The organism is Tildeniella sp., from assembly GCF_059505325.1.
Map to the genome: position 1 here is coordinate 119,699 of NZ_JCACKI010000072.1, position 20,439 is coordinate 140,137.

The following is a 20,439-nucleotide window of genomic DNA, read 5'->3' on the forward strand; positions in this document are numbered from 1 at the left end:
CACAGTCAAGGGGTGCTTGAGAAAATTTGGAGACGTGCAATGCTCATCAGTGAACTGGCGAAAAAAACGGGTTTATCGAAAGACACCATTCGCTTTTACGAAAAGATTGGGTTGATTACGGCAGAGGAGCGACAGGCAGGAACGAGAATTTACAAAGAGTTTAGTGAGGCGACGATCGCACGACTGTTGATGATCAATCAAGGTAAAGGGATTGGCTTTACCCTCAATGAGATTAAACAATTGATTGATGAATGGGAGGATGGCACTCTGTCAACCAGGGAGCAAATTCGAGTGATTGAGGGCAAACTGGCAGAAATCGCTGAGAAGATGCAGCGTTTAGGTGAAATGAAAACCTATCTTGCAACTAAACTCGATCGCTTAAAACAGGATGTTGCCTGAAGGGTATGTAGCAAGTCTTTTGTTCTAGCCATTCCGATTTTGTATAATATTTAGCATACTAATAGTTAGCAAGCAAAAACTATGCTTGAGTTACGCGATTTTCCCAGTGAAGAAACCCTGAAAGCATTTGCCAAACGCTTTCCAGAGCTAAATATGACTGCGCTCCAAACCTGGCTCAAACTTTTGCGTGTCTCCAGTGATGTAGTGGCTTACCTGGAAAACTACCTGTCGGATTATGGTCTTTCTCGCAGCAAGTTCTTTGTACTGCTGCTGTTGATGCGAAATCCAGACGGGCTGAACATTACTCAACTGGCAGAAGGGACTGGAGTTTCTTGTGCCACCATGACGGGACTGATCGATCGCCTCAAGAAAGCCGAACTTGTCACGAGAGAGGAGCTACAGCAAGATCGACGAGTTTTTGTAGTGCAAATCACGTCCAAGGGAGAGCAATTGATGGAAAGGGTGCTGCCAGAACACTACCGACGAGTTGCAGCATTGATGCATCCTTTGAGTGAACGCGATCGCAAGTCGCTACAAACGTTGCTCGAAAAAGTGAATTCTGGACTAGAAATGTAAGCAGTTCGCGGTTAAACCATCGGAAAATATACACCTTTGGGTAGAACGATTCATTTATTTAGCTTGCTAAATTTTAGCTAGTTGAATGTATTGCGTTAGAGCGGCAGAATTATTGATGTTGTAATTCTAAGGAGCTTGCCAGGTATGTGTGGTTTTTGCGATCGGCGATCGTTCCTGACATTCACCACCGCAGCGTTTGGGAGTGCGGTGCTGGGCAAAGCGGTTGCTGCTCAATCCTCGCCTCAGCAAAACGTTGACCAGCCGATGATTCTCAACCGTTCCTATTTGCAAGAAACACCTCAACGCGCTCATTTCAGTCGCTCTTTCAAACGGCAGACCGAAGCGATCGCGCAAAATGTTCAGACGATCGGCTACTGCGACATGGCAGGGAAACCAGCGTTCAAGCTATCAATTCGGGAGCATCAGGGGCGCTGGTATTTGTTCACCGGACATTTCTGGCATTCGGGTTGGTCGATCGTTGATGTCACTGATCCAACAAAGCCAGAAGTTATCAAGTTCATTGCCGGACCCAAGAACACCTGGACGCTGCAAATGGAATTGTCTGGCAACACGATGGTCACAGCGCTGGAGCAGATTTTCCCCAACTTTGGCGGTCGTCAGCAACAGCCCTTTGACGAAGGAGTATTGCTTTGGGATATTCGTGACCCAATCAACCCGCAACGATTGGGGCAATTTCGCACGGGTGGCACTGGCACACATCGCAACTTTTACGCCGGTGGACGCTACCTACATCTAGCGGCTGGAATGCCAGGATATGAGGGCAATATCTACGTCATTGTGGATATTAGCAATCCAGCAAAACCGCGTGAAGCGGGGCGATGGTGGGTTCCGGGGCAGCATAAAGCGGGTGGGGAGAAACCATCGGCGATGCATATCTCGCATCACGGACCCGCTTATGTGGTGGGTAATTTAGCTTATCTCGCTTATGGAGCAGCGGGCATGGTGGTTCTGGATATTAGCGATGTCTCCAAACCAAAACAGATTGGACGGTTGCCCTTTAGTCCTCCGTTCCATTCGCGCTTTGGTATCCACAGCGTTTTGCCGCTGCCGGAACAGGGCATTGCTTACGTCAATTCTGAAGACGTGTCCTATGGCGGAGGGGCGGCGGCTCATGCCTCGATCGTCGATATTCGTGATCCTGCCAATCCGTTTCTGCTCTCGATTCTGCCGCGTCCCGTTCCGCCAGTGGGCTATGGCTACAGCGACTTTTCAGAAAAAGGTGGTTGGCAAGGACCGCACAACATCAATCATCTACAGCACAACCCGGATGTGAAAAAGCAAGGAGATCTTTTGTATCTTACTTACTTCAATGCAGGGTTGCGAATCTTTGATGTCTCCAAACCGCGCTTGCCGCAAGAGGTTGGCTACTTCATTCCACCCGACCCAGAAAAGCGGTTTGGTTCGATGCCAGAGGAGCGCCTGGTGGTGCAAACCGAAGATGTGCTGGTCGATCGCCGGGGTTATATCTACATCTCGCATAAAAATCAAGGAGTGTGGATTCTCAAGTATCAAGCTTGATTAACCAGTAGAAGTTTCTGGAATAAGGCAATTCAATCTTTGAAAACATTGGGAGAAGACTATGAAATTCCTGATTTCGATCGCCAGTTTGAGCGCGATCGCCCTCATCCCAATTTCAATGCAAATCACCAAAGCGAATGAGTCAAAGCAGGTCACGCAATCCCCTAATTTTGTCGGTCGCTATCTTGCCGCAATTTCGGATGGAGACTTTCTTGCCAGCACCTACAACGATGGCAAATTGCCGACTGCAAATACAGCCATTGATCAGCTATCGATCATTCCGTTACCAATGAATCGCGATCGTCCATCAATTGCTCAAATTCCTATCTCCAACTCCGTGACAGGTGCGCCTCATGCCCTGTCGCTCTCACCCGATGGCAAAACTGCGTTTGTAGTTGAAACGCAGGGAACACCGCCGCCGGGTGCGACTCAACGCAGTGAATTGCCTGACGGACAACAGCTTGTTGCGATCGATCTCTCGACTCCAAGTCAGCCCAAAGTGCTGAAAACATTGGCGATCGCGCCCAAACCAGAAACGGTGCATGTTCATCCACAAGGCGATTTGCTGGCAATCTCAACCCAAACACCTGGACGAGAACTTGTGCTGGTTCCATTCAAAAATGGTGAGTTTGGTCAGCCCAAAGAGTTCTCGTTGCGCCAGTTGGGCATTCAACCGGATGCGACACGCTTTCAGGCGGGAATGGCGGCTAGTTTTGTGCAATGGCATCCCTCAGGACGCTATTTAGCCGTGAATTTGAATTACCGGGATGAGGTGGCATTTTTTGAGGTGCAGCGCGATCGGGGAAACTTACAGCTTGTGCCGTGGGGAACTCCGGTTAAAGTCGGTAAAGATCCCTTTACCGGACAATTCACTCCTGACGGTCGCTTCTACTTAACGAGCAACTGGGGACGCAACTTTGGCGAACAAGTCAAAACATTAGAACAGCGATTACCAGCAACACGCGGAACGATCTCTGTCATTGCTTTAGCCAACGCAAGAATTCCAAATAATCAGATTCAACATCGGGTTGTCTCAACCACAGCAACAGACATTTCACCCGAAGGTATCACCATTAGTCCCGATGGTTCACTCGTCGTCACTGTCAATATGCGCGGGACACTCTTTCCACAGAACTCATCACGCTTCACTCGTGAGTCTTCTTTGAGTCTATTGACGCTCGATCGCCAGTCGGGTCAGCTAACCAAAGTCAATGATTATCCATTTGAAGGCATCTTGCCAGAGAGCGCTGTGTTTGATGCAAATGGGAATTATTTAGCCGTTGCCGTCTATGACTATTTCACCTCTAAACCAGAGGGCGGAGTAGAGATTTGGCGCGTCAACCGAAGTTCTATGCCTGCCCTACAACACACGATGCAGAGAATTGATGTCGGTCGAGGTGCTCATCAGGTTGTTGTGGCTCCATAAGTGATGTTTTGTGAAATGAGCTAGGAGAGATGCAAACGAGGGAACAAAGTGCCTTAATCCTGATTGAGTTTCAGCAAGAATGGCTGGATGAGGATGGCAAAATCAATCATCTGATGCACGATCGCGAACAGTTTCACTCAGCGATCGCAGCCGCAAAGCAAACGCTAGAAACGGCACGTTTCCGTCTGTTCACCGGGTTCAAACTCTGCGGCTGGACTAAAAAATGTCCAATCGAGATCAGATTGCTGCAAAATCTCCAATGATTCTCGATGAGCCAGCGACATTGGGCGGTACTGGTCTGGAAAATCTGGTGTGTCCACTAATTGAATACCGGGGGCAACTTCCAGGCTGCCCGCTTCGCCCAGCACAAGCAAGTAAGAATAATCGAATTGGGAATGCAGTTTGCAGAGGTTTTATAGTTGCTAATTTTCGCGGTTCAGATGCGCTTCGCCCCAGTTGCAAAGCACGTGTAAAACAGGTTCAAGGCTTCTACCGTAAGCGGTGAATGAATATTCCACTTTAGGAGGCACGTCTGGATACACGTTTCGATTGACGATCGCGTCTTTTTCCAGTTCTCGCAACTGCTGAATGAGCATTTTTTCCGTAATTTCAGGCATCAGCCGTTTCAGTTCACCAAATCGTTTTACTTCATCTTTCAAATGCCACAAAATCAAAAGCTTCCATTTTCCACCCAATACGTTGAGCGTCGCCTGCACGAATTCTGTACCTGCCGTTTGTTCTGACATTTGCATACCCTCAATCACTCTATCGACACTGACAAAAAAGTAAGTACTTCCAAAAATGCTAGTATGAGCTTACCTTGGAAAGTGTCTACTCCATCTCTACTTTGAGGAGTTATTTCATGTCATTACAAGGAAAAGTGGCGATCGTCACTGGTTCATCTCGCGGTATCGGGCGCAGCATTGCGGAACGGTTGGGACGTGATGGGGCGAGTGTCGTTGTCACCTATGCAGGCAATCGAGACAAAGCAGAAGAAGTGGTGCAAGCGATCGCCGCTGCTGGATCAAAAGCAATGGCAATTCAGGTGGATGTGCGGAAACTGGAAGAGGTGCGATCGCTGTTTGAACAAGCGATCGCGCAGTTTGGCAAAGTTGATATTTTGGTCAACAACGCGGCGGGAAAGAATATTTTCAAACCCACCGCAGACATGACCGAAGACGAATACAACAGTATGTTTGACATTACACGCGGCGTTTATTTCACGCTTCAGCAAGCCGCGCATCATCTCGCAGACAACGGTCGCATTGTCAGCATCTCGACTAGCGGGACGGCGATGGCAATTCCGGCAGGAGGCGCATATGCAGGCTGCAAGGCGGCGATCGAACATTTCAGCGCAGCATTGGCAAAAGAATTGGGCGCACGGGGCATTACCGTCAATACGCTTTCTCCTGGTGTCACGGAAACCGATGGATTAGTGCTGGAGCAAGCGCAAATTGATCAAATGATTGCTCAAACTCCATTGGGACGACTAGGGCAGCCCTCAGATCTTGCGGATGCCATTGCTTTGCTAGTCTCCGATGATGCTCATTGGATTACGGGTCAAAGCATTCGCGCCAATGGTGGCATTATTTAGTGCAGAAATTGTGATGCAACCAAAGCATCAGGCGAGGGTTATGACTCTGTAAACGTTACAAGGAAAATTATGACGACAAAAACGACGGTTCTAGTGGTTGGTTCTACCGGAATGCTGGGTTCTAAGATTGTTGCTGCTCTGCTTGATAAAGGCAATATTGATATTAGAGGAATGGTGCGATCGATCAATGACAGCAATGCCGAAAATCGTAAAAAGATTGAGGCAATGAAAGCCAGGGGCGTGGCGATCGTTGAAGGCGACTTAATGCAGCCCGAAACCCTACTGTCCGTCACGACGCTGGAAGTCGCAGGTGAGGTGCTGACCGCAAAACAATTGAAAGCTGCCTACGAAGCAGCGACGGGCAACCAATTAACCGAAAAACCGTTGGGCAGTGTGGCGGCACTGCAAGCCTGGATTGCTGTCAAAAAAACGTCAGCTAGTTCACCCTTCGAGTACATTCCTCAGCAGTATGAGTATGCAATGGTATCGGGTAAAGGCAAACTCGACCAGCTTCAAAACGATCGCTATCCCCACATCAAGCCCCTATCCGTCAAACAATTTCTGAGCAAAGGAGAGTCATAAAATGGCAACTTTAATGGGAGTGTTGGTAGGTGCTAGTGCCGACTGGTCAATTTGTTGCGAGTTCTTAAATCAGAGAACACTATGAGCCAGCCAAACTCCAACTCAGGTCTGACGAAAGCAACGCTCTTGCTCGTGAGTACGCTGACCGTGATGGCAGGAGCGACGATCGCGCCTTCCCTCCCAGCGATGCAGGAGCACTTTAGCGAAGTCAACAATGCGGCGCTTTGGGTCAGATTGGTGCTCACGTTGCCAGCCCTATTTATTGTCATTGGTTCACTGCTTGCCGGAGTCGTGGTCGATCGCTTTGGGCGCAAACCGCTTCTCTTAGCAGCGGCAGCGTTGTATGGGTTGGCTGGCGCATCTGGCTATGTGTTTGACTCGTTGTTTCACATCTTGGTTGGTCGGGCATTCCTGGGGTTTGCCGTCGCAGGCATTATGGTCACGGCGACCACTCTGATTGCCGACTACTACAGTGGAGCCGCCCGCGCTACCTTTCTCGGTTTGCAAGCAGCGTTTATGGGCTTGGGAGGCGTGCTGTTTCTGTCGCTCGGAGGCTTTCTAGCGGATCAAAACTGGCGCTTTCCCTTTTTGATTTACTTGTTTGCCTGGTTGTTGGTACCTCTCATTGCCTGGGCAATCTCTGAACCGCAACGAGCCGCTTCCGCTGTGCCAAAGGCAGCGATCAATTCTGGCATCCAAGATAGTACTCCCGGTTCTCGTCCGGCTTTTCCAGTCAAACTCCTGGTGTTTATCTGTGGCATTGCCCTACTCACTCAAATCATTTTTTACCTGATCCCCGTACAGTTGCCGTTTTATCTCAAGGAATTGGCGAACGCGAATGCGAGTCAAAGTGGATTGGCGATCGCCCTTGCAACCCTATTTAGCGCCATGTCGTCTTTGTTCTACGGCAAAATCAAGCAGCGTTTGGGCTTCTTTAGTATTCTGGTGCTGGTGTTTGGGTTGATGGGCGCAGGCTACAGCATCATTGGACTGGTGCATAGCTATGCGTTAGTGCTGGTTGGATTGGCGATCGCGGGAGCGGGCTTAGGCTTGCTGATGCCCACGCTGAATTTGTGGATTGCCTCTGAAGTCTCCGATGCTGCGAGAGGGCGAGCATTGGGAGGCTCAACCACGTTCTTTTTCCTCGGACAATTTCTCTCACCGTTGGTCAGTCAGCCGTTAAGTAAAGTCGTGGGGTTAAGCACAACCTACGCCCTCGCAGGAGGATTGATGCTGGTCTGCGGCTTAGCTCTCATGGCTCTACAGCGCCCCATTTGCAAGCTGATTGCCACAAAAGCAGCTTAGATGTCAGCTCTATTTTGTACAGTCCTCAAGGAGATAGCACATGGGCAATCTAACGGGAAAAGTGGCGATCGTCACAGGTTCATCTCGCGGCATTGGTCGCGGTATTGCCGAGCGATTGGGAGAAGATGGAGCCACTGTTGTGGTCAATTACTCTGGCAGTGAACAGGAAGCCAAACAAGTCGTGGAGGCGATCGTTGCCGCAGGCGGTAAGAGTGTGGCAATTCAGGCAAGTTTGAGCAAAGTAGAGGACATTCGCCGCTTGTTTGCCGAGACGATCCAGCACTTTGGTCAACTCGATATTTTGGTGAACAATGCGGGTACCGGGGTTATCGGCGCGATCGCTGACGTGACAGAGGACGAGTATAACAAGGTATTTGATCTAAACGTTCGCGGCGTTTTATTTGCCTTACAGGAAGCCGCACGAGCAATGAATGACGGCGGCAGAATCGTCAACATTTCCTCCACCACAACGATTCACCCTGAAGCTGGGATGGCGGTTTACGCAGCGAGTAAGGCAGCGATCAAGCTGTTTACGGCAGTGCTGGCGAGAGAAGTGGGCGCTCGCGGCATTACCGTCAACACCGTCATGCCCGGTCCTACCATTCCTGGCATGTTTGGCAATATGCCGCCGGAAGTCCAGCAACAAGCCGCCGCCAGTTCTCCCTTTCATCGGGTGGGAACGCCGCAAGACATTGCGGACGTGGTGGCATTTTTGGTGAGTGAAGAGGCGCGCTGGTTAACCGGACAGGATATTTGTGCTAACGGTGGCGCGAAATCTTAGAAACTTTATAACAGCAAAAATGAAAAAATCTATTTCTGGCTTAATTCCAATTGTTTTACTCGCCAGTCTAACCGCCTTGTTTATCCTCTTTGGGGACGCAATTTTGGCTAGAAAATCAGTTGATGTACCCGCGATCGCTCAAGATACAATCTACAATCCCGCTATGTTCGCTCGAACCTTTACTCATCACACCGCTAACGTGAATGGTACGCAGTTGCACTACGTTACAGGCGGCAAAGGTGAACCTATCGTGTTACTGCATGGCTGGCCCAAAACCTGGTACAAGTGGCGTAAAGTCATGCCTGCTCTGGCAGAACGCTATACGGTGATTGTTCCCGATCTACCAGGACTGGGTGATTCCTCGCCCTCAACGACTGGTTATGACAAACGCGCGATCGCTCAAACCATTTACCAATTGGTCAATCAGTTAGGCTTTCAGCAGATTAACTTAGTTGGACATGACATTGGCGGCATGGTTGCTTATGCCTATGCTGCAACTCACCCAGAAGGCATCCGAAAACTAGCCTTGACGGAGTTTTGGCTACCTGGATTTGGACTTGAAGAAGGCATGGACGTGGCAAATGGTGGCTCCTGGCACTTTGGCTTTCACATAACTCCCAACATTCCAGAGATGCTAACAGCCGGAAAGGAGCGGGAATATCTCACCGCAATGGGAGCGTTTAAGCCCGCATCGACTGCCAATGCTTTTAGTGAAGCTGACATTGAAGAGTACCTGCGGACGTATGCCCAGCCTGACAAAATGCACGCTGGATTTGAGTACTACCGCACGTTACTCGCTGATGGTAGGCAAAATCGAGAACTCGCTCAAACTAAACTCACGATGCCCGTGCTCACGCTGATCGGCAGCAAAGGGGTAATGGGCAATCGTCTACAACAAGGCATTCAAGCGATTGCAAAAAACGTGCAAAGTGATGTGATTCAAAACAGCGGACATTGGTTGGCAGAAGAACAACCCGATGTATTGGCTCAAAAGCTAATCGCTTTCTTTGATCAGTGATTTGCTATGCATCTAAATCAAATCTCGATTTTCACTTATTCATAGGTTTGATCAGCAATGCCCAAATTCCAAGCTTAAAATGCCAGATTCCAGGCTCGACCTTGCGGATTGTAAGCTCGAATTTTCAAGTTTCAAGCTCAAAGTTTCGGGTTCTAAACTCGACTTTTCGGACCCTAAGCTCGAATTTTCGGACTCTAAGCTCGAAGTGTCGGACTGTAATCTCGAAGTTTCAGGTTCAAAACAAGATCATTCGCGTTCAAAACAAAATCATTCGCGTTCAAAACAAGATCATTCGGACTCCAATCCCGGAGTTTCGCCTTCAAAGCTTGAGCCTTCGAGTTCAACACTTCAAGTTTGATGTTCAGCGCTCGAAACGTCAGGTCTTAAACTCGACGCTTCGATTTCTGAGCTTCAGAGACTTACAAACCGTTTAGTCATTTTTAAGGAGACAGCGTACTCATGGCAAACCTAACCGGAAAAGTGGCGATCGTCACAGGTTCATCGCGCGGCATTGGACGGGCACTGGCTGAACGCTTGGGGCGTGATGGCGCGAAAGTCGTTGTCACCTATGCAGGCAATCAAGCCAAAGCAGAAGAAGTCGTTGCCACCATCAAAGCCAACGGATCAGACGCAATCTCTGTGCAAACCGATCTCTCTAAACTAGATGACATTCGTACCCTGTTTCAGAAGACGCTGAGCTACTTTGGTCAATTGGACATCCTGGTGATTAGCGGTGGCGCACCCAGATTGACCAAATCGATCGCCGAGACAACCGAGGCAGAGTTTGATTCGGTCTTCACCTTCAACGCCAAAGGCAACTTCTTCGCGCTCCAAGAAGCGGCGAAGCACATGGCAGACAATGGGCGAATTGTCACCTTTTCAACTCCCTACACCGTGCAACCCCAGCCCAATCTATCGGTGATTGCAGGTAGTAAAGCGGCGATCGAAGCCTTTACCTTTGCGCTGGCAAAAGAAGTCGGGGTGCGGGGCATTCGGGTCAATGCCATCATGCCTGGACCCACCACTACGGATTCCTTTACCAGTATGGTTTCTGCTGAAGAGCAGGAGCAGCTCAAGCAAATGGCTCCGCTGAAACGGCTGGCAGAGGCTGAAGATATTGCCAATGCGGTTGCATTCCTAGTCAGCGATGATGCGGCTTACGTCACTGGACATGTTCTGCACGCGACAGGCGGCTTTGCTTAATACCCATTACTTTTGGAGGAAACCATGCCGACGATCGCCAAACATAACGAAGTCATCACAGTCATTTTCAGCCTTGCCGTGGAACCATCGCAACAGCAAGAACTGATTGACCTGATGATTGACGCGCTCGAAACAACCACCAAACATCAGTCCGGTTTTGTGTCTGCCAGTTTTCACAAAAGCTTAGATGGCACGCGCGTGTTCAACTATGCTCAGTGGAAAACACAGGCAGAGTACGAAACGTTTGCCCAAAGTCCGCAAGACCAAGCGATCGGGGCGAGATTGGCTCAATTTCAACTCCTCGATTCGCACATTTACGAAGTTGTCATGACCGAACCAGCAACATAATTCACGTTTGATTGTTAATCAGTTGCACTAAAAAGGATCAATTACTCATGGCAGCTTTAACAGGGAAAGTAGCGATCGTCACAGGCGCATCTAGGCTTTAACAGGTACTTATCCCTATGGCACAAACGCTTTCTCAAACGGGTGTCTATAATGAAACCATTGGCTGGGCGATCAGTCTCCAGCACGCCATGTGTGGATAAGTGTATGGATGACCTGTTGAAAGAATTTAACGACCTGTTTGACCAGGGTGTGGATGGGTTGCTAGACATTGTGAGAGCGATCGAAGGCAGAGCAGAGCCAGAAACATTCTCAACGGATGTTAAACGCGCCTCTCGTGCTGAGGCGGACGATCGCCCAGAGCATACTGCGGTCGGTAGCCCTGCTCGTGTCGATCGCGCAGCGACTGCCACGGCAATAGACAATATCTTTAGCGCCTCACCGACTGCTGCTCCCTCGCTGAAGGGCGTTGGCGGTTTAGCAGACGTGTTAAGAGAACTGCGAGAACTGGTGGAATTACCGCTGAAACGTCCAGACTTGCTGACGATGCTGGGGCTGGAGCCAACGTCTGGTGTGCTTCTGGTCGGTCCGCCGGGCACAGGCAAGACCCTGACTGCCCGTGCTTTGGCTCAAGATCTGGAGGTTAACTACATTGCGATCGTCGGTCCCGAGATCATGGGCAAGTACTATGGAGAAGCCGAAGGTCGTCTGCGAAGCCTGTTTCAAAAAGCGTCTCGCTCAGCACCGTGCATTGTGTTTATTGACGAGATCGATAGCCTTGCGCCCGATCGCGCCCACGTCGAAGGTGAGGTCGAAAAGCGCGTGGTCGCTCAATTGCTGAGCTTGATGGATGGTTTCGCCAAGACGAAGGGTGTCATCGTGTTAGCGGCAACCAATCGCCCCGACCATCTCGATCCAGCACTGCGCCGACCAGGACGATTTGATCGCGAAGTCCAGTTTCGTGTGCCCGATCGGGCAGGACGGCTAGAAATTCTCAAAATTATGACCCGAACGATGCCTCTCAGCGGTGTGGATCTAGGCGCGATCGCCGATCGCTCGGTTGGGATGGTGGGTGCTGACCTCAAAGCGCTTTGCCAGAAAGCTGCCTATACTGCCCTGCGTCGGTTTGTGCCCTCTCTCGACAGCCCCGTTCCAACGGCAATGACCGTGAATCAGGCAGATTTTCTCCACGCTGCTAAGCAAGTTAAGCCTGCGGTGCTGCGATCAGTGGAGATTGAAACGCCCAATGTTGCGTGGGACGCGATCGGCGGCTTAGAGAGCCTCAAGCAAACCCTGCAAGAGTCCGTTGAAGGCGCGTTGCTGTATCCTGAGCTTTACCATCACACCAAAGCCAAGGCTCCACGCGGCATCCTGCTGTGGGGTCCTCCAGGCACAGGCAAAACGTTGCTGGCTAAAGCCGTTGCCTCTCAAGCACGTGCCAACTTTATTGCCGTCAACGGTCCTGAACTGTTGAGCAAATGGGTCGGTGCTTCTGAGCAGGCAGTGCGAGAACTGTTCGCCAAGGCGCGACAAGCGGCACCTTGCGTTGTGTTTATTGATGAACTGGATACGCTGGTTCCAGCGCGGGGCGGTCACGGTGATACGAGTGTCAGCGATCGCGTTGTGGGTCAATTACTGACCGAACTCGACGGTCTGCATGAATGTTCTAACGTACTGCTGGTAGGAGCCACAAACCGCCCGGAAGCACTTGATCCCGCTTTACTGCGGTCTGGGCGATTGGATTTACAGTTGAAAGTTGACCTTCCTGATGAGGCAAGCCGTCTGGCGATTTTACGCGTACACAATCACGATCGTCCGTTAGCAGGTGTTGATTTAGCCCATTGGGCAGCCCAGACAGACGGTTGGAATGGCGCTGACTTGACACTGCTTAGCAATCAGGCTGCCTTAGAAGCCATCCGTCGCCATCGCCGCCAAGGCGCAACTAACCCTTGCGACATTCAGATTATGGCTGACGACTTCACGGCGGCTTATGAACGCGGTCGGTCTTAAGGCGTGATGCTAGAGAAATAGGTTGCTTGCTACCGTTTTATGCCTGCTTAACCGTTTGTACACTCTTTCAAACGGTCAAGCAGGGCTACAGCCATAGCGATCAGAACGGTTCAAAGGCAGTGACAAGTAGTGCATTTTGACCGATGACGATCGGGTTGCAGATTGGAACTCGCCACAGGTTTTTGTCATCGGGTTGGATTTTGCCATCAAACAACAGCAAACTTGACAATGCAATGTTCAAACTGTTCAAACTCCCTTCTACGACTACCTGCTTTTGCAGTGACAGTTGCTTAGAGTGGTACGACAGCAATTCTCAAACGAATGAACCGTTTTCGACGAAACCCGCCCCTACGGCAGGGCTGATTTATTCTTGTGAAGAAAAGTTAGGCTGGTGGTGATGTTCTCAATCAACTGGAAAAGCCCAGCTTTATACCCGTTTGGCTGAGAATAGAGAACTATCTCCCTGGTGGAATTTAATCTTTCCTTCCAACCTATTTTCAGCTTTCAATCTCAACCAACCGCTACCAAAAGCTTCATCGTTTTCATCACTACCTTCCCACGTAAATTCAAGCTTCTCGCCTGATCCGTCTTTCACAACTTCACCATCAATCTGTCCTGTGACTAAACCAAATTGAAAATCACCTAATCCCTTTTGGTCAATTTCAAGATAAGCCTGTACCTCCATATTGAAGTAATCTTCGTCCCAATTCTCCATCTCAATGATATGCCAGGTTCCCTTAAACTTCATGTTCGTTGACTCCTCCAGTTAGTAAGTTGGCAGCCCTAATTAATTGTAAGAAAGAGGGTTTCACCCCTCCACCCCCAAAGTCATCTTTAGTTTAATTACGCCCAGCGACTTACTTGCTTGCTATGGGCAAAGGGCAGATGATACCGTCCTTTGTATTCAAAGGCTTATTTCTAGCCCTTATGTATCGCAAGCAGATTTATAGCACTCGATAGATACTGCGACGTACGATTTCCCATTTTAGGGAAAATCGATTAGCTCAGTTGTCTCATTCATTTCAAAAAACTTACGAAGAAAGCCGTACGAATGAAAGCTTTTCCAACCCATCGACCAGGATACAATCACTGGACTGTCTCGACTGAGATATATCAACCGAACCCAATCGCTGACGATTTAACGGTTTCGGTGATTGTCCCTGTTTACAATGGTGGGGAAAATTTTCGTCAATGCTTGCAGAGCCTTTCTTTGGTTGCTCCTAACGTTTTAGAAATTATTGTTGTGGATGATGGCAGTACAGATGATTCCAAACAGTTAGCCGAGCAAGCTGGGTTTACGGTCTTGCAATTTCCGACAGCGGGTGGACCGGCGCGGGCAAGGAATCGAGGTGCACAGGTTGCCAACGGGACTTTACTGTTTTTTATGGATGCAGACACCACGCTGACGGTGTGTACTATTGAACAGATGGTACAGGCGTTTCGCGATCGCCCTGATTTAGCCGCCCTGGTTGGCTCCTACGACGATGCTCCCGGTGCGCCTAATTTTCTTTCTCAATACAAAAACTTGTTGCATCACTACACGCATCAAACCGCCTGCGAGGACGCGTCTACCTTTTGGGGAGCCTGCGGTGCCATTCGGCGAGACATCTTTTGGAAGGTGCGTGGTTTTGATGAACGGTATCGCTATCCCTCGATCGAAGATATTGAGTTGGGCTATCGCCTGAAGCGTGCGGGGTATTTGATTCAGCTAAATAAAACGGTTCAAGTGAAACACCTAAAGCATTGGCAAGTTGGTTCGTTGTTGAGAGCGGAGGTGTTTTATCGAGCCATTCCCTGGACTGAATTGCTCTGGCGCGATCGCCAGCTTAACAACGATTTGAACCTGAAAAATGCCACTCGCTTTAGCATCCTGTTAACCTACGCACTTTTAGCCTGCTTAGTGGCTGGGTGGTGGTCGGCATCCTGGACGCTTGGACTGGGGCTGGCTCTGCTTCTACTGATCGTCAACCGGGACATATACCAATTCTTTTACCAAAAACGCGGCTTGTGGTTCACGCTTCGGGTCATTCCGTGGCACTGGCTGTACTTTTTCTACTGCGGTCTTGCCTTGATAGTAGGAACCCTTCGCTATCATCTTCGCCGTTTGCCCAAAATGCGGTCAAAAGCTTTATCCTGAAACTTAATCGCTCTTCACACGTTTGCTTTGCTTCAAGAAAAACCAGCTTGATGTCGAAAATGCTTATGGAGTAAACCTTTTTAGCGCGTGTGTGATGCAGCCATCGGCGATCGATGCCTCAGTCTCGCTGGTTTAGGTTCCGTGTACCTCAACCAGGTCGCTTACTCAGGTGAACTCGTTTAACCGCATTGACTGTATCCGAAGCGGTGCTGAAAGTGTATATTTGATAAGAATTTTCGCAGTTCCAGTATTTTCAGCTTGTCTGAAGCTAAGTAAAGCTGCTTGCCTGAGCTTAAGTAAAGCTGTTCTCCAGCAGTGCATTGAAGGGTTAGAAATGAAACATTTTCCTGTAGTCATCATTGGTGCTGGTCCAGCCGGATTGACAGCAGCGTATGAACTAATGAAGCGAGGCATTCGCTGTGTTGTCTTAGAACAGGCAGACAAAGTTGGGGGTATCTCACGGACAGAAACTTACAAGGGCTATCGTTTCGATATTGGTGGACACCGTTTTTTTACCAAAGTTCCAGCGGTGCAACAGTTCTGGCAGGAAGTTCTAGGGGATGACTTTATCAAAGTGCCCCGCCTGTCTCGAATTTACTACCAGGGTAAGTTTTATGACTATCCGTTGTCGTTGCTGAACACGCTGCGGAACTTAGGTATTGTACCCAGTGCCTTGATTTTGCTGAGCTATTTGAAAGCACGGCTGAACGTGAAGCTAAACCCTGGGCAAGACGCTGAAACCTTTGAGGATTGGGTCACAGAACGCTTTGGCGAACGGCTTTACCGGACGTTCTTCAAAACGTATACGGAAAAAGTTTGGGGTATTCCCTGTCATAAAATTCGAGCCGATTGGGCTGCCCAACGCATTCAAGATATGTCTTTGAAGAGTGCTGTGATTAACGCGCTCTTTGGTAGCCAGAATGCCAAAAGTTTGATCAAAGAGTTTGACTACCCGATTCTGGGTCCGGGGATGATGTGGGAGCGCTGTCAGGAAATGGTCGAAGCGAAGGGTTCTCCCGTACATCTCAACACGACGGTCACTCGCATTCAGCGTTCCGGTAGTCAGATTCAGCGCCTTACCGCGCGTCAGGGCGATCGCACGTTGCAATTTACGGCAGACCATGTGATTTCGACAATGCCTGTAACAGCCTTACTCCGTCGTCTCGATCCAACACCGCCTCCAGATGTGTTGGCGGCGGCTCAAGGCTTGAAATATCGAGACTTTCTCATCGTGTCGTTGATGATTAAGCGATCGCACCTCTTTCCCGATAACTGGCTGTATATCCACAGCCCGGAGTTTAAGGTGGGGCGGATTCAAAATTTCAAGAATTGGAGTCCAGCGATGGTGCCTGACCCTAGCAAAACGTGCCTGGGGATGGAGTACTTTTGCACCCAGGGCGATGAACTTTGGGAGCGATCGGATGCCCAATTAATTCAACTGGCAACGCAAGAAGCGATCGCGCTGAAACTCGGTGTGCAGACGGGCGATGTTGAAGATGCTGTCGTCATTCGTCAGCCGAAAGCCTATCCTGTGTATGATGCGGAGTATCGGCTGCACCTGCAAGTGTTGCAAGATTACTTGGAAACCTTTGACAACTTGCAGACGGTTGGGCGCAATGGGTTGCATCGCTATAACAATCAGGATCACTCTATGTTGACGGCGATGCTGGCGGTTCGCAATCTTCTGGGCGAAGACCACGACCTCTGGGCAGTTAATACAGAACGATCGTACCAGGAAGCGTTCACGGTTGAAGACGCGCAAAAGCAAGCATTGGCACAGGCGCTGCGTTCCAAGACCGATCCACTGTCGTCAGATTCACTGTCTTCAGATCACCCAACTGCTACAATCCACTAAGCTAACGGCTTACAGCAGGAGTCAGGAGCCAGAAGTCATACCAAATCAAATTGCAAACGCTACAGATTCTTTGCCCTCATCCCAACCCTTCTCCCCAGGGAGAAGGGCTAAATTCAAAAGCCAACGGGCTTGTCTAAAGCTGACTAAAACACCCAACGAAGAGACGTGTCAAACCTTGTAAGCGTTGAACCGATGCAATTTCCCAGTTTCTCCATCATTGTGGAAACTGAGAACTTAGCCAGTGCTGCATTGGCAGGCTTATGCCGATCGCTCGATGCGATCGCTGCTCAAGACCTCTCTCCTGCCTGCGCCGAGGAGGTGTTAATCCTGGAAAGCGGTGATCTTTCGCCCGATTTGCTGGAAACGCTTGCTGGCAAGTATCCCTGGTTGACCGTGCGCACGATCGCTGCCGAGATGGACTACTATGCTGCCAAGATGCAAGGGGTTGCCCTGACCACAGGCGAGATTATTGTCTTTGTCGATTCGGATTGCCTGTATGAACCCAACTGGCTGCGGAGCTTGCTCACCCCGTTTACTCAGAAAGATGAGATTCAGGTGGTCGCGGGCGAAACCAGAACCTCACCGCGTGGTATCTATGGTTTAGCCATCTCGCTCACCTACATTTTTCCGCCCTTTTCCCATAGGAGCGACCTGCACCCCACTCGCTTCTATTTCTTTAATAACGTCGCGTTTCGGCGTTCCGTATTGCTGGCGTATCCCATTCCCACCGCGTTGCCCATCTACCGGGGCAATTGTGTGCTCCATGCCCACAAGCTCACTCAGCACGGCATTACCCTCTGGCGACAACCGATCGCCCGTGCCGTCCATGCAGCGCCGAATGGTGTGGCTCATTTTTGCTGGCGGTTCATTCTGCTGGGCTACGATGCTCTGTCACTGTATCGCTTGCGGCGAGCTAGGGGACAGACCTTGCCAGCTCAGCCATTGCCAGTCATTCACCCTGTTGAGGACTTGTTCATTGGTTTAGCCCTGGTTGCCATGCGAGTAAAGGAGGCAACGGTACGCGTATTCAAGCTTATCCGTGAGCAGCCCAGTCATCTCTTGGCGCTACCATTCGCAGCCGTGATTGCGCTGGTCTCGCTCTTGCTCTTTTTGCTAGGGGTTGGGATTGCCTACCTGCGACCTAGCTATTTCTTAGCGGATGGCGATCGGGTGAACGTCAACTGGGAGTCATCTTGAGGCGATGAAAACCCCGTCTGAGAGACAGGTCGCCTACTATGTCTAATGCTGAAAAGGCTGCTTCCGACAAAACAAAGATGTCATCTGGTCGTCGTTTGATGTCGGGAACGGTTCAGGTGTTCCTGGCAGAATCGTTGTTATTGCCCACTGGCATCTTGACCGCAGCCTTCCTGACGCGCCGATTGGGACCAGACGGTTACGGAGTGCTGCTTTTAGTGACTGCGATCGTAACCTGGGTAGGCTGGACCATTACCTCCGCTTTCACCCGCACCACGATCAAATTTATTAGTGAAACAGACGATTGGCAGGCAGTTGCCACAACCGTTCTGCAATTGCATTTATGGCTGGGAATGCTGGCTGTCGCAGTGCTCTGGGTCGTTGCCGAACCGCTGGCGATCGCGCTGAGGGAACCCAGCATGACCCGTTATTTACGACTGGGGGCACTCGAAATCCCTATCTTTTGTCTGGCTTACGTTCACCGTAGCGTTTCTGTGGGCTTGGGCAATTATTACCAGCGGGCAATTTCGACTGCCTTCCGTTGGCTGGCGCGGATGATTCTGTGCGTGGCTCTGGTCGCCGCTGGATTTTCTACTACAGGTGCAATTTTAGGCAGCATCGCCGCTGCCCTGATCGAACTATTGATCTATCGAGTTTACATTCAAGCGCCGTTACTGACTCGTTCCAGCTTTCCGCTCCAAAAGTTGTGGGGCTATGCCATTCCGCTGTTCTTCCTTGCCATTACGCTCAGGCTTTACGAAAAGCTTGATTTGCTGATGTTGAAGCTGTTGGGCGGTACCGCTGCTGACGCGGGTTTCTATGGCACAGCTCAAAATCTTTCCCTGATTCCCAGTTTGTTCACGCTGGCGTTTGTGCCGTTGTTGCTCTCGACGTTGAGCTGTCTGATCCATGCAGGCAACCTGGAGACAGCCAGAACACTCAGCCGGGATGGGATGCGCCTGGTACTCCTATTCTTACCGTTTGCGGGTTTAGCCGCTGGCTCTGCGTCCGAAATCATCACCCTGGTTTTTAGCGCGACCTTTCTCCCCGCCGCCCCCTTATTTTCGGTGTTGATCGTTGCGGCTGTAGCGATGGCGATGATTGGCGTTACCACCTGCATTTTGACCGCTGCCGGAAAGCCCCATTGGACGATCGCCACGACTGCACCAATGGTACCCGTGGCAGTGCTGGCTGATGGCTGGATGATTCCCCGATTTGGTTCACTCGGTGCGGCACTGGTGACAACGGCTGTCGCGAGTGTCGCTGCCATGACGCTGGTTTTTGTCATCTACCGCTTGTGGAACATTCTGCCAGATCTCTTTTCACTGGGACGTAGCCTGTTGCTCGGTAGCTTGGTTTATCTGCTGGCAACAGCTTGGGTGGCTCCTGGCTGGTTAGTGTTGGTAAAACTGACTATCCTTGGGCTGAGCATTTTGGTAGGACTATGGCTGTTAGGGGAGTTTCGCGATCGTGAGCGGGCAGTGATCCAATCCTTGCTGCAATCTGGCGCTCGACTTTTCAAAAAGCCTCATTCTGACTAGGTGTATATGGTTCCAACGTCTTTGCCCTTCGTCTCTGTGATTATTCCCGTTTTCAATGATGGAGAACGGTTGCAGCGATGTTTGCGTGCGTTAGACCGACAAACTTATCCAGCCCATTTATACGAGGTCATCGTCGTGGATAATGGGTCTGATGCGTTGGAGCCGATCGCGGATATAGCAGCGCAATTTCAACAGACCACGCATACATATGAAAGCCAACCGGGTTCCTATGCGGCTCGCAATCAAGGGCTGACGCTGGCGAAAGGTGCCGTCATCGCCTTTACGGATGCCGATTGCCTTCCAGCGATTAACTGGATTGAGCAGGGTGTCGCATGTTTGTTGCAAACGCCTAAAGTCGGGCTGGTGGGTGGCAAAATCGAATGCTCCTTTGTTGATGCAACCAATCCAACTCCCGTTGAGCTGTACGAAAGCCTCTGGTATCCCCTGCCGCAACAGGAATTTGTGGAAAAACACCATTTCGCTGCAACCGCCAATCTTTTTACGTTTGCCAGCGTGATGCAGCAAGTCGGCGGTTTTGATGGCACATTAAAATCGAATGGCGATCGCGAATGGGGGCAGCGCGTCCATCAAGCCGGATACACTCTCATCTATGGCGAAACCGTGCAGGTGACGCATCCTGCCCGACATCATTGGTCAGAACTACAGCGCCGCGCCCGCCGCATCATTGGGGGACGCTACGACCTACACCAAAAAGCTCCCTTCTGGCAACGTCAACAATTTTTTATTCTTACCATCGCTCAGTATTTGCTGGCTCCGATCGTCATGCTAGGCTTCAACTTTCTGCTCGATCGCCGCTTGAAAACCCTTCAGCAAAAAGTTCACGTGTCACGAGTCATGTTTTTTGTGTCTTACTGGTATGTGTGGGAACTGGTGCGCTTGAAATGCGGTGCTCCGTCCTATCGCGGCTAAGATC

The 20,439-nt window shown here is 50.3% G+C and carries 21 protein-coding genes and 1 pseudogene; 18 read left to right on the forward strand and 4 right to left on the reverse strand.

The window, feature by feature from the left end:
• Nucleotides 1–39: 39 nt before the first annotated feature.
• The 5 genes from AC5JO6_RS25525 (at nucleotide 40) to AC5JO6_RS25545 (ending at nucleotide 4,203) form a co-directional block, all read left to right on the forward strand.
• A complete protein-coding gene (locus AC5JO6_RS25525) occupies nucleotides 40–399 on the forward strand; it encodes a MerR family transcriptional regulator (protein ID WP_496083852.1) in 360 nt (119 codons plus the stop codon).
• Between the two features lie 81 nt (nucleotides 400–480).
• Nucleotides 481–975 carry a MarR family winged helix-turn-helix transcriptional regulator gene (locus AC5JO6_RS25530; protein ID WP_496083853.1) on the forward strand — a complete coding sequence of 165 codons (495 nt, stop codon included), beginning with the start codon at nucleotides 481–483 and terminating at the stop codon, nucleotides 973–975.
• 144 nt (nucleotides 976–1,119) lie between these two features.
• Nucleotides 1,120–2,514, forward strand: a complete 1,395-nt coding sequence (locus AC5JO6_RS25535) for an LVIVD repeat-containing protein (protein ID WP_496083854.1) — start codon at nucleotides 1,120–1,122, stop codon at nucleotides 2,512–2,514.
• A gap of 61 nt (nucleotides 2,515–2,575) precedes the next feature.
• The gene (locus AC5JO6_RS25540) at nucleotides 2,576–3,940 is read left to right on the forward strand and encodes a lactonase family protein (RefSeq protein ID WP_496083855.1); all 1,365 of its coding nucleotides are present in this window, start codon (nucleotides 2,576–2,578) and stop codon (nucleotides 3,938–3,940) included.
• Nucleotides 3,941–3,969: 29 nt separating this feature from the next.
• A complete protein-coding gene (locus AC5JO6_RS25545; RefSeq protein WP_496083932.1) occupies nucleotides 3,970–4,203 on the forward strand; it encodes a hypothetical protein in 234 nt (77 codons plus the stop codon).
• Here AC5JO6_RS25545 and AC5JO6_RS25550 read toward each other — a convergent pair.
• Both AC5JO6_RS25550 and AC5JO6_RS25555 read right to left on the reverse strand, forming a co-directional pair.
• A pseudogene (locus AC5JO6_RS25550) lies at nucleotides 4,126–4,314 on the reverse strand (NAD(P)-dependent oxidoreductase); the annotation flags it as partial. The gene AC5JO6_RS25545 and the pseudogene AC5JO6_RS25550 overlap by 78 nt on opposite strands.
• A 48-nt stretch (nucleotides 4,315–4,362) precedes the next feature.
• A complete protein-coding gene (locus AC5JO6_RS25555) occupies nucleotides 4,363–4,686 on the reverse strand; it encodes a winged helix-turn-helix transcriptional regulator (RefSeq protein ID WP_496083856.1) in 324 nt (107 codons plus the stop codon).
• A gap of 116 nt (nucleotides 4,687–4,802) precedes the next feature.
• On the opposite strand from AC5JO6_RS25555, the gene AC5JO6_RS25560 reads away from it, so the two are divergent.
• From AC5JO6_RS25560 to AC5JO6_RS25595, 8 genes are all read left to right on the forward strand, one after another.
• The gene (locus AC5JO6_RS25560) at nucleotides 4,803–5,534 is read left to right on the forward strand and encodes an SDR family oxidoreductase (protein WP_496083857.1); all 732 of its coding nucleotides are present in this window, start codon (nucleotides 4,803–4,805) and stop codon (nucleotides 5,532–5,534) included.
• Between the two features lie 69 nt (nucleotides 5,535–5,603).
• Nucleotides 5,604–6,116, forward strand: coding sequence for an NmrA family NAD(P)-binding protein (locus AC5JO6_RS25565; RefSeq protein WP_496083858.1), 513 nt, complete (start codon nucleotides 5,604–5,606; stop codon nucleotides 6,114–6,116).
• An 81-nt stretch (nucleotides 6,117–6,197) separates the two neighbouring features.
• Nucleotides 6,198–7,421 (forward strand): MFS transporter, encoded by a 1,224-nt coding sequence (locus AC5JO6_RS25570; RefSeq protein WP_496083859.1) that lies wholly within the window; start codon nucleotides 6,198–6,200, stop codon nucleotides 7,419–7,421.
• 40 nt (nucleotides 7,422–7,461) lie between these two features.
• Nucleotides 7,462–8,202, forward strand: coding sequence for a glucose 1-dehydrogenase (locus tag AC5JO6_RS25575; RefSeq protein WP_496083860.1), 741 nt, complete (start codon nucleotides 7,462–7,464; stop codon nucleotides 8,200–8,202).
• A gap of 19 nt (nucleotides 8,203–8,221) precedes the next feature.
• Nucleotides 8,222–9,220, forward strand: coding sequence for an alpha/beta fold hydrolase (locus AC5JO6_RS25580; protein WP_496083861.1), 999 nt, complete (start codon nucleotides 8,222–8,224; stop codon nucleotides 9,218–9,220).
• A gap of 459 nt (nucleotides 9,221–9,679) precedes the next feature.
• Nucleotides 9,680–10,423, forward strand: coding sequence for an SDR family oxidoreductase (locus AC5JO6_RS25585; RefSeq protein WP_496083862.1), 744 nt, complete (start codon nucleotides 9,680–9,682; stop codon nucleotides 10,421–10,423).
• Between the two features lie 24 nt (nucleotides 10,424–10,447).
• On the forward strand, nucleotides 10,448–10,771 hold the full coding sequence (locus AC5JO6_RS25590; protein WP_496083863.1) for an antibiotic biosynthesis monooxygenase: 324 nt from the start codon (nucleotides 10,448–10,450) through the stop codon (nucleotides 10,769–10,771).
• A gap of 204 nt (nucleotides 10,772–10,975) precedes the next feature.
• Entirely contained in the window at nucleotides 10,976–12,778 is a 1,803-nt protein-coding gene (locus AC5JO6_RS25595; protein ID WP_496083864.1) for an AAA family ATPase, read from the forward strand.
• 100 nt (nucleotides 12,779–12,878) lie between these two features.
• Here AC5JO6_RS25595 and AC5JO6_RS25600 read toward each other — a convergent pair whose 3' ends face one another.
• Nucleotides 12,879–13,019, reverse strand: coding sequence for a hypothetical protein (locus tag AC5JO6_RS25600; RefSeq protein WP_496083865.1), 141 nt, complete (start codon nucleotides 13,017–13,019; stop codon nucleotides 12,879–12,881).
• A gap of 186 nt (nucleotides 13,020–13,205) precedes the next feature.
• On the reverse strand, nucleotides 13,206–13,526 hold the full coding sequence (locus AC5JO6_RS25605) for a hypothetical protein (protein ID WP_496083866.1): 321 nt from the start codon (nucleotides 13,524–13,526) through the stop codon (nucleotides 13,206–13,208).
• Nucleotides 13,527–13,829: 303 nt separating this feature from the next.
• Between AC5JO6_RS25605 and AC5JO6_RS25610 the strand changes: the two genes are divergently transcribed.
• From AC5JO6_RS25610 to AC5JO6_RS25630, 5 genes are all read left to right on the forward strand, one after another.
• Complete coding sequence (locus AC5JO6_RS25610; protein ID WP_496083867.1) at nucleotides 13,830–14,915, forward strand: glycosyltransferase family 2 protein; 1,086 nt, start codon at nucleotides 13,830–13,832, stop codon at nucleotides 14,913–14,915.
• A gap of 334 nt (nucleotides 14,916–15,249) precedes the next feature.
• A complete protein-coding gene (locus AC5JO6_RS25615) occupies nucleotides 15,250–16,770 on the forward strand; it encodes an NAD(P)/FAD-dependent oxidoreductase (protein ID WP_496083868.1) in 1,521 nt (506 codons plus the stop codon).
• Between the two features lie 192 nt (nucleotides 16,771–16,962).
• A complete protein-coding gene (locus tag AC5JO6_RS25620) occupies nucleotides 16,963–17,967 on the forward strand; it encodes a glycosyltransferase family 2 protein (RefSeq protein ID WP_496083869.1) in 1,005 nt (334 codons plus the stop codon).
• 38 nt (nucleotides 17,968–18,005) lie between these two features.
• Nucleotides 18,006–19,505: a lipopolysaccharide biosynthesis protein gene (locus tag AC5JO6_RS25625; protein ID WP_496083870.1), complete on the forward strand. Its 1,500-nt coding sequence runs from the start codon at nucleotides 18,006–18,008 to the stop codon at nucleotides 19,503–19,505.
• Nucleotides 19,506–19,511: 6 nt separating this feature from the next.
• Complete coding sequence (locus AC5JO6_RS25630; protein WP_496083871.1) at nucleotides 19,512–20,435, forward strand: glycosyltransferase family 2 protein; 924 nt, start codon at nucleotides 19,512–19,514, stop codon at nucleotides 20,433–20,435.
• Nucleotides 20,436–20,439: the final 4 nt, after the last annotated feature.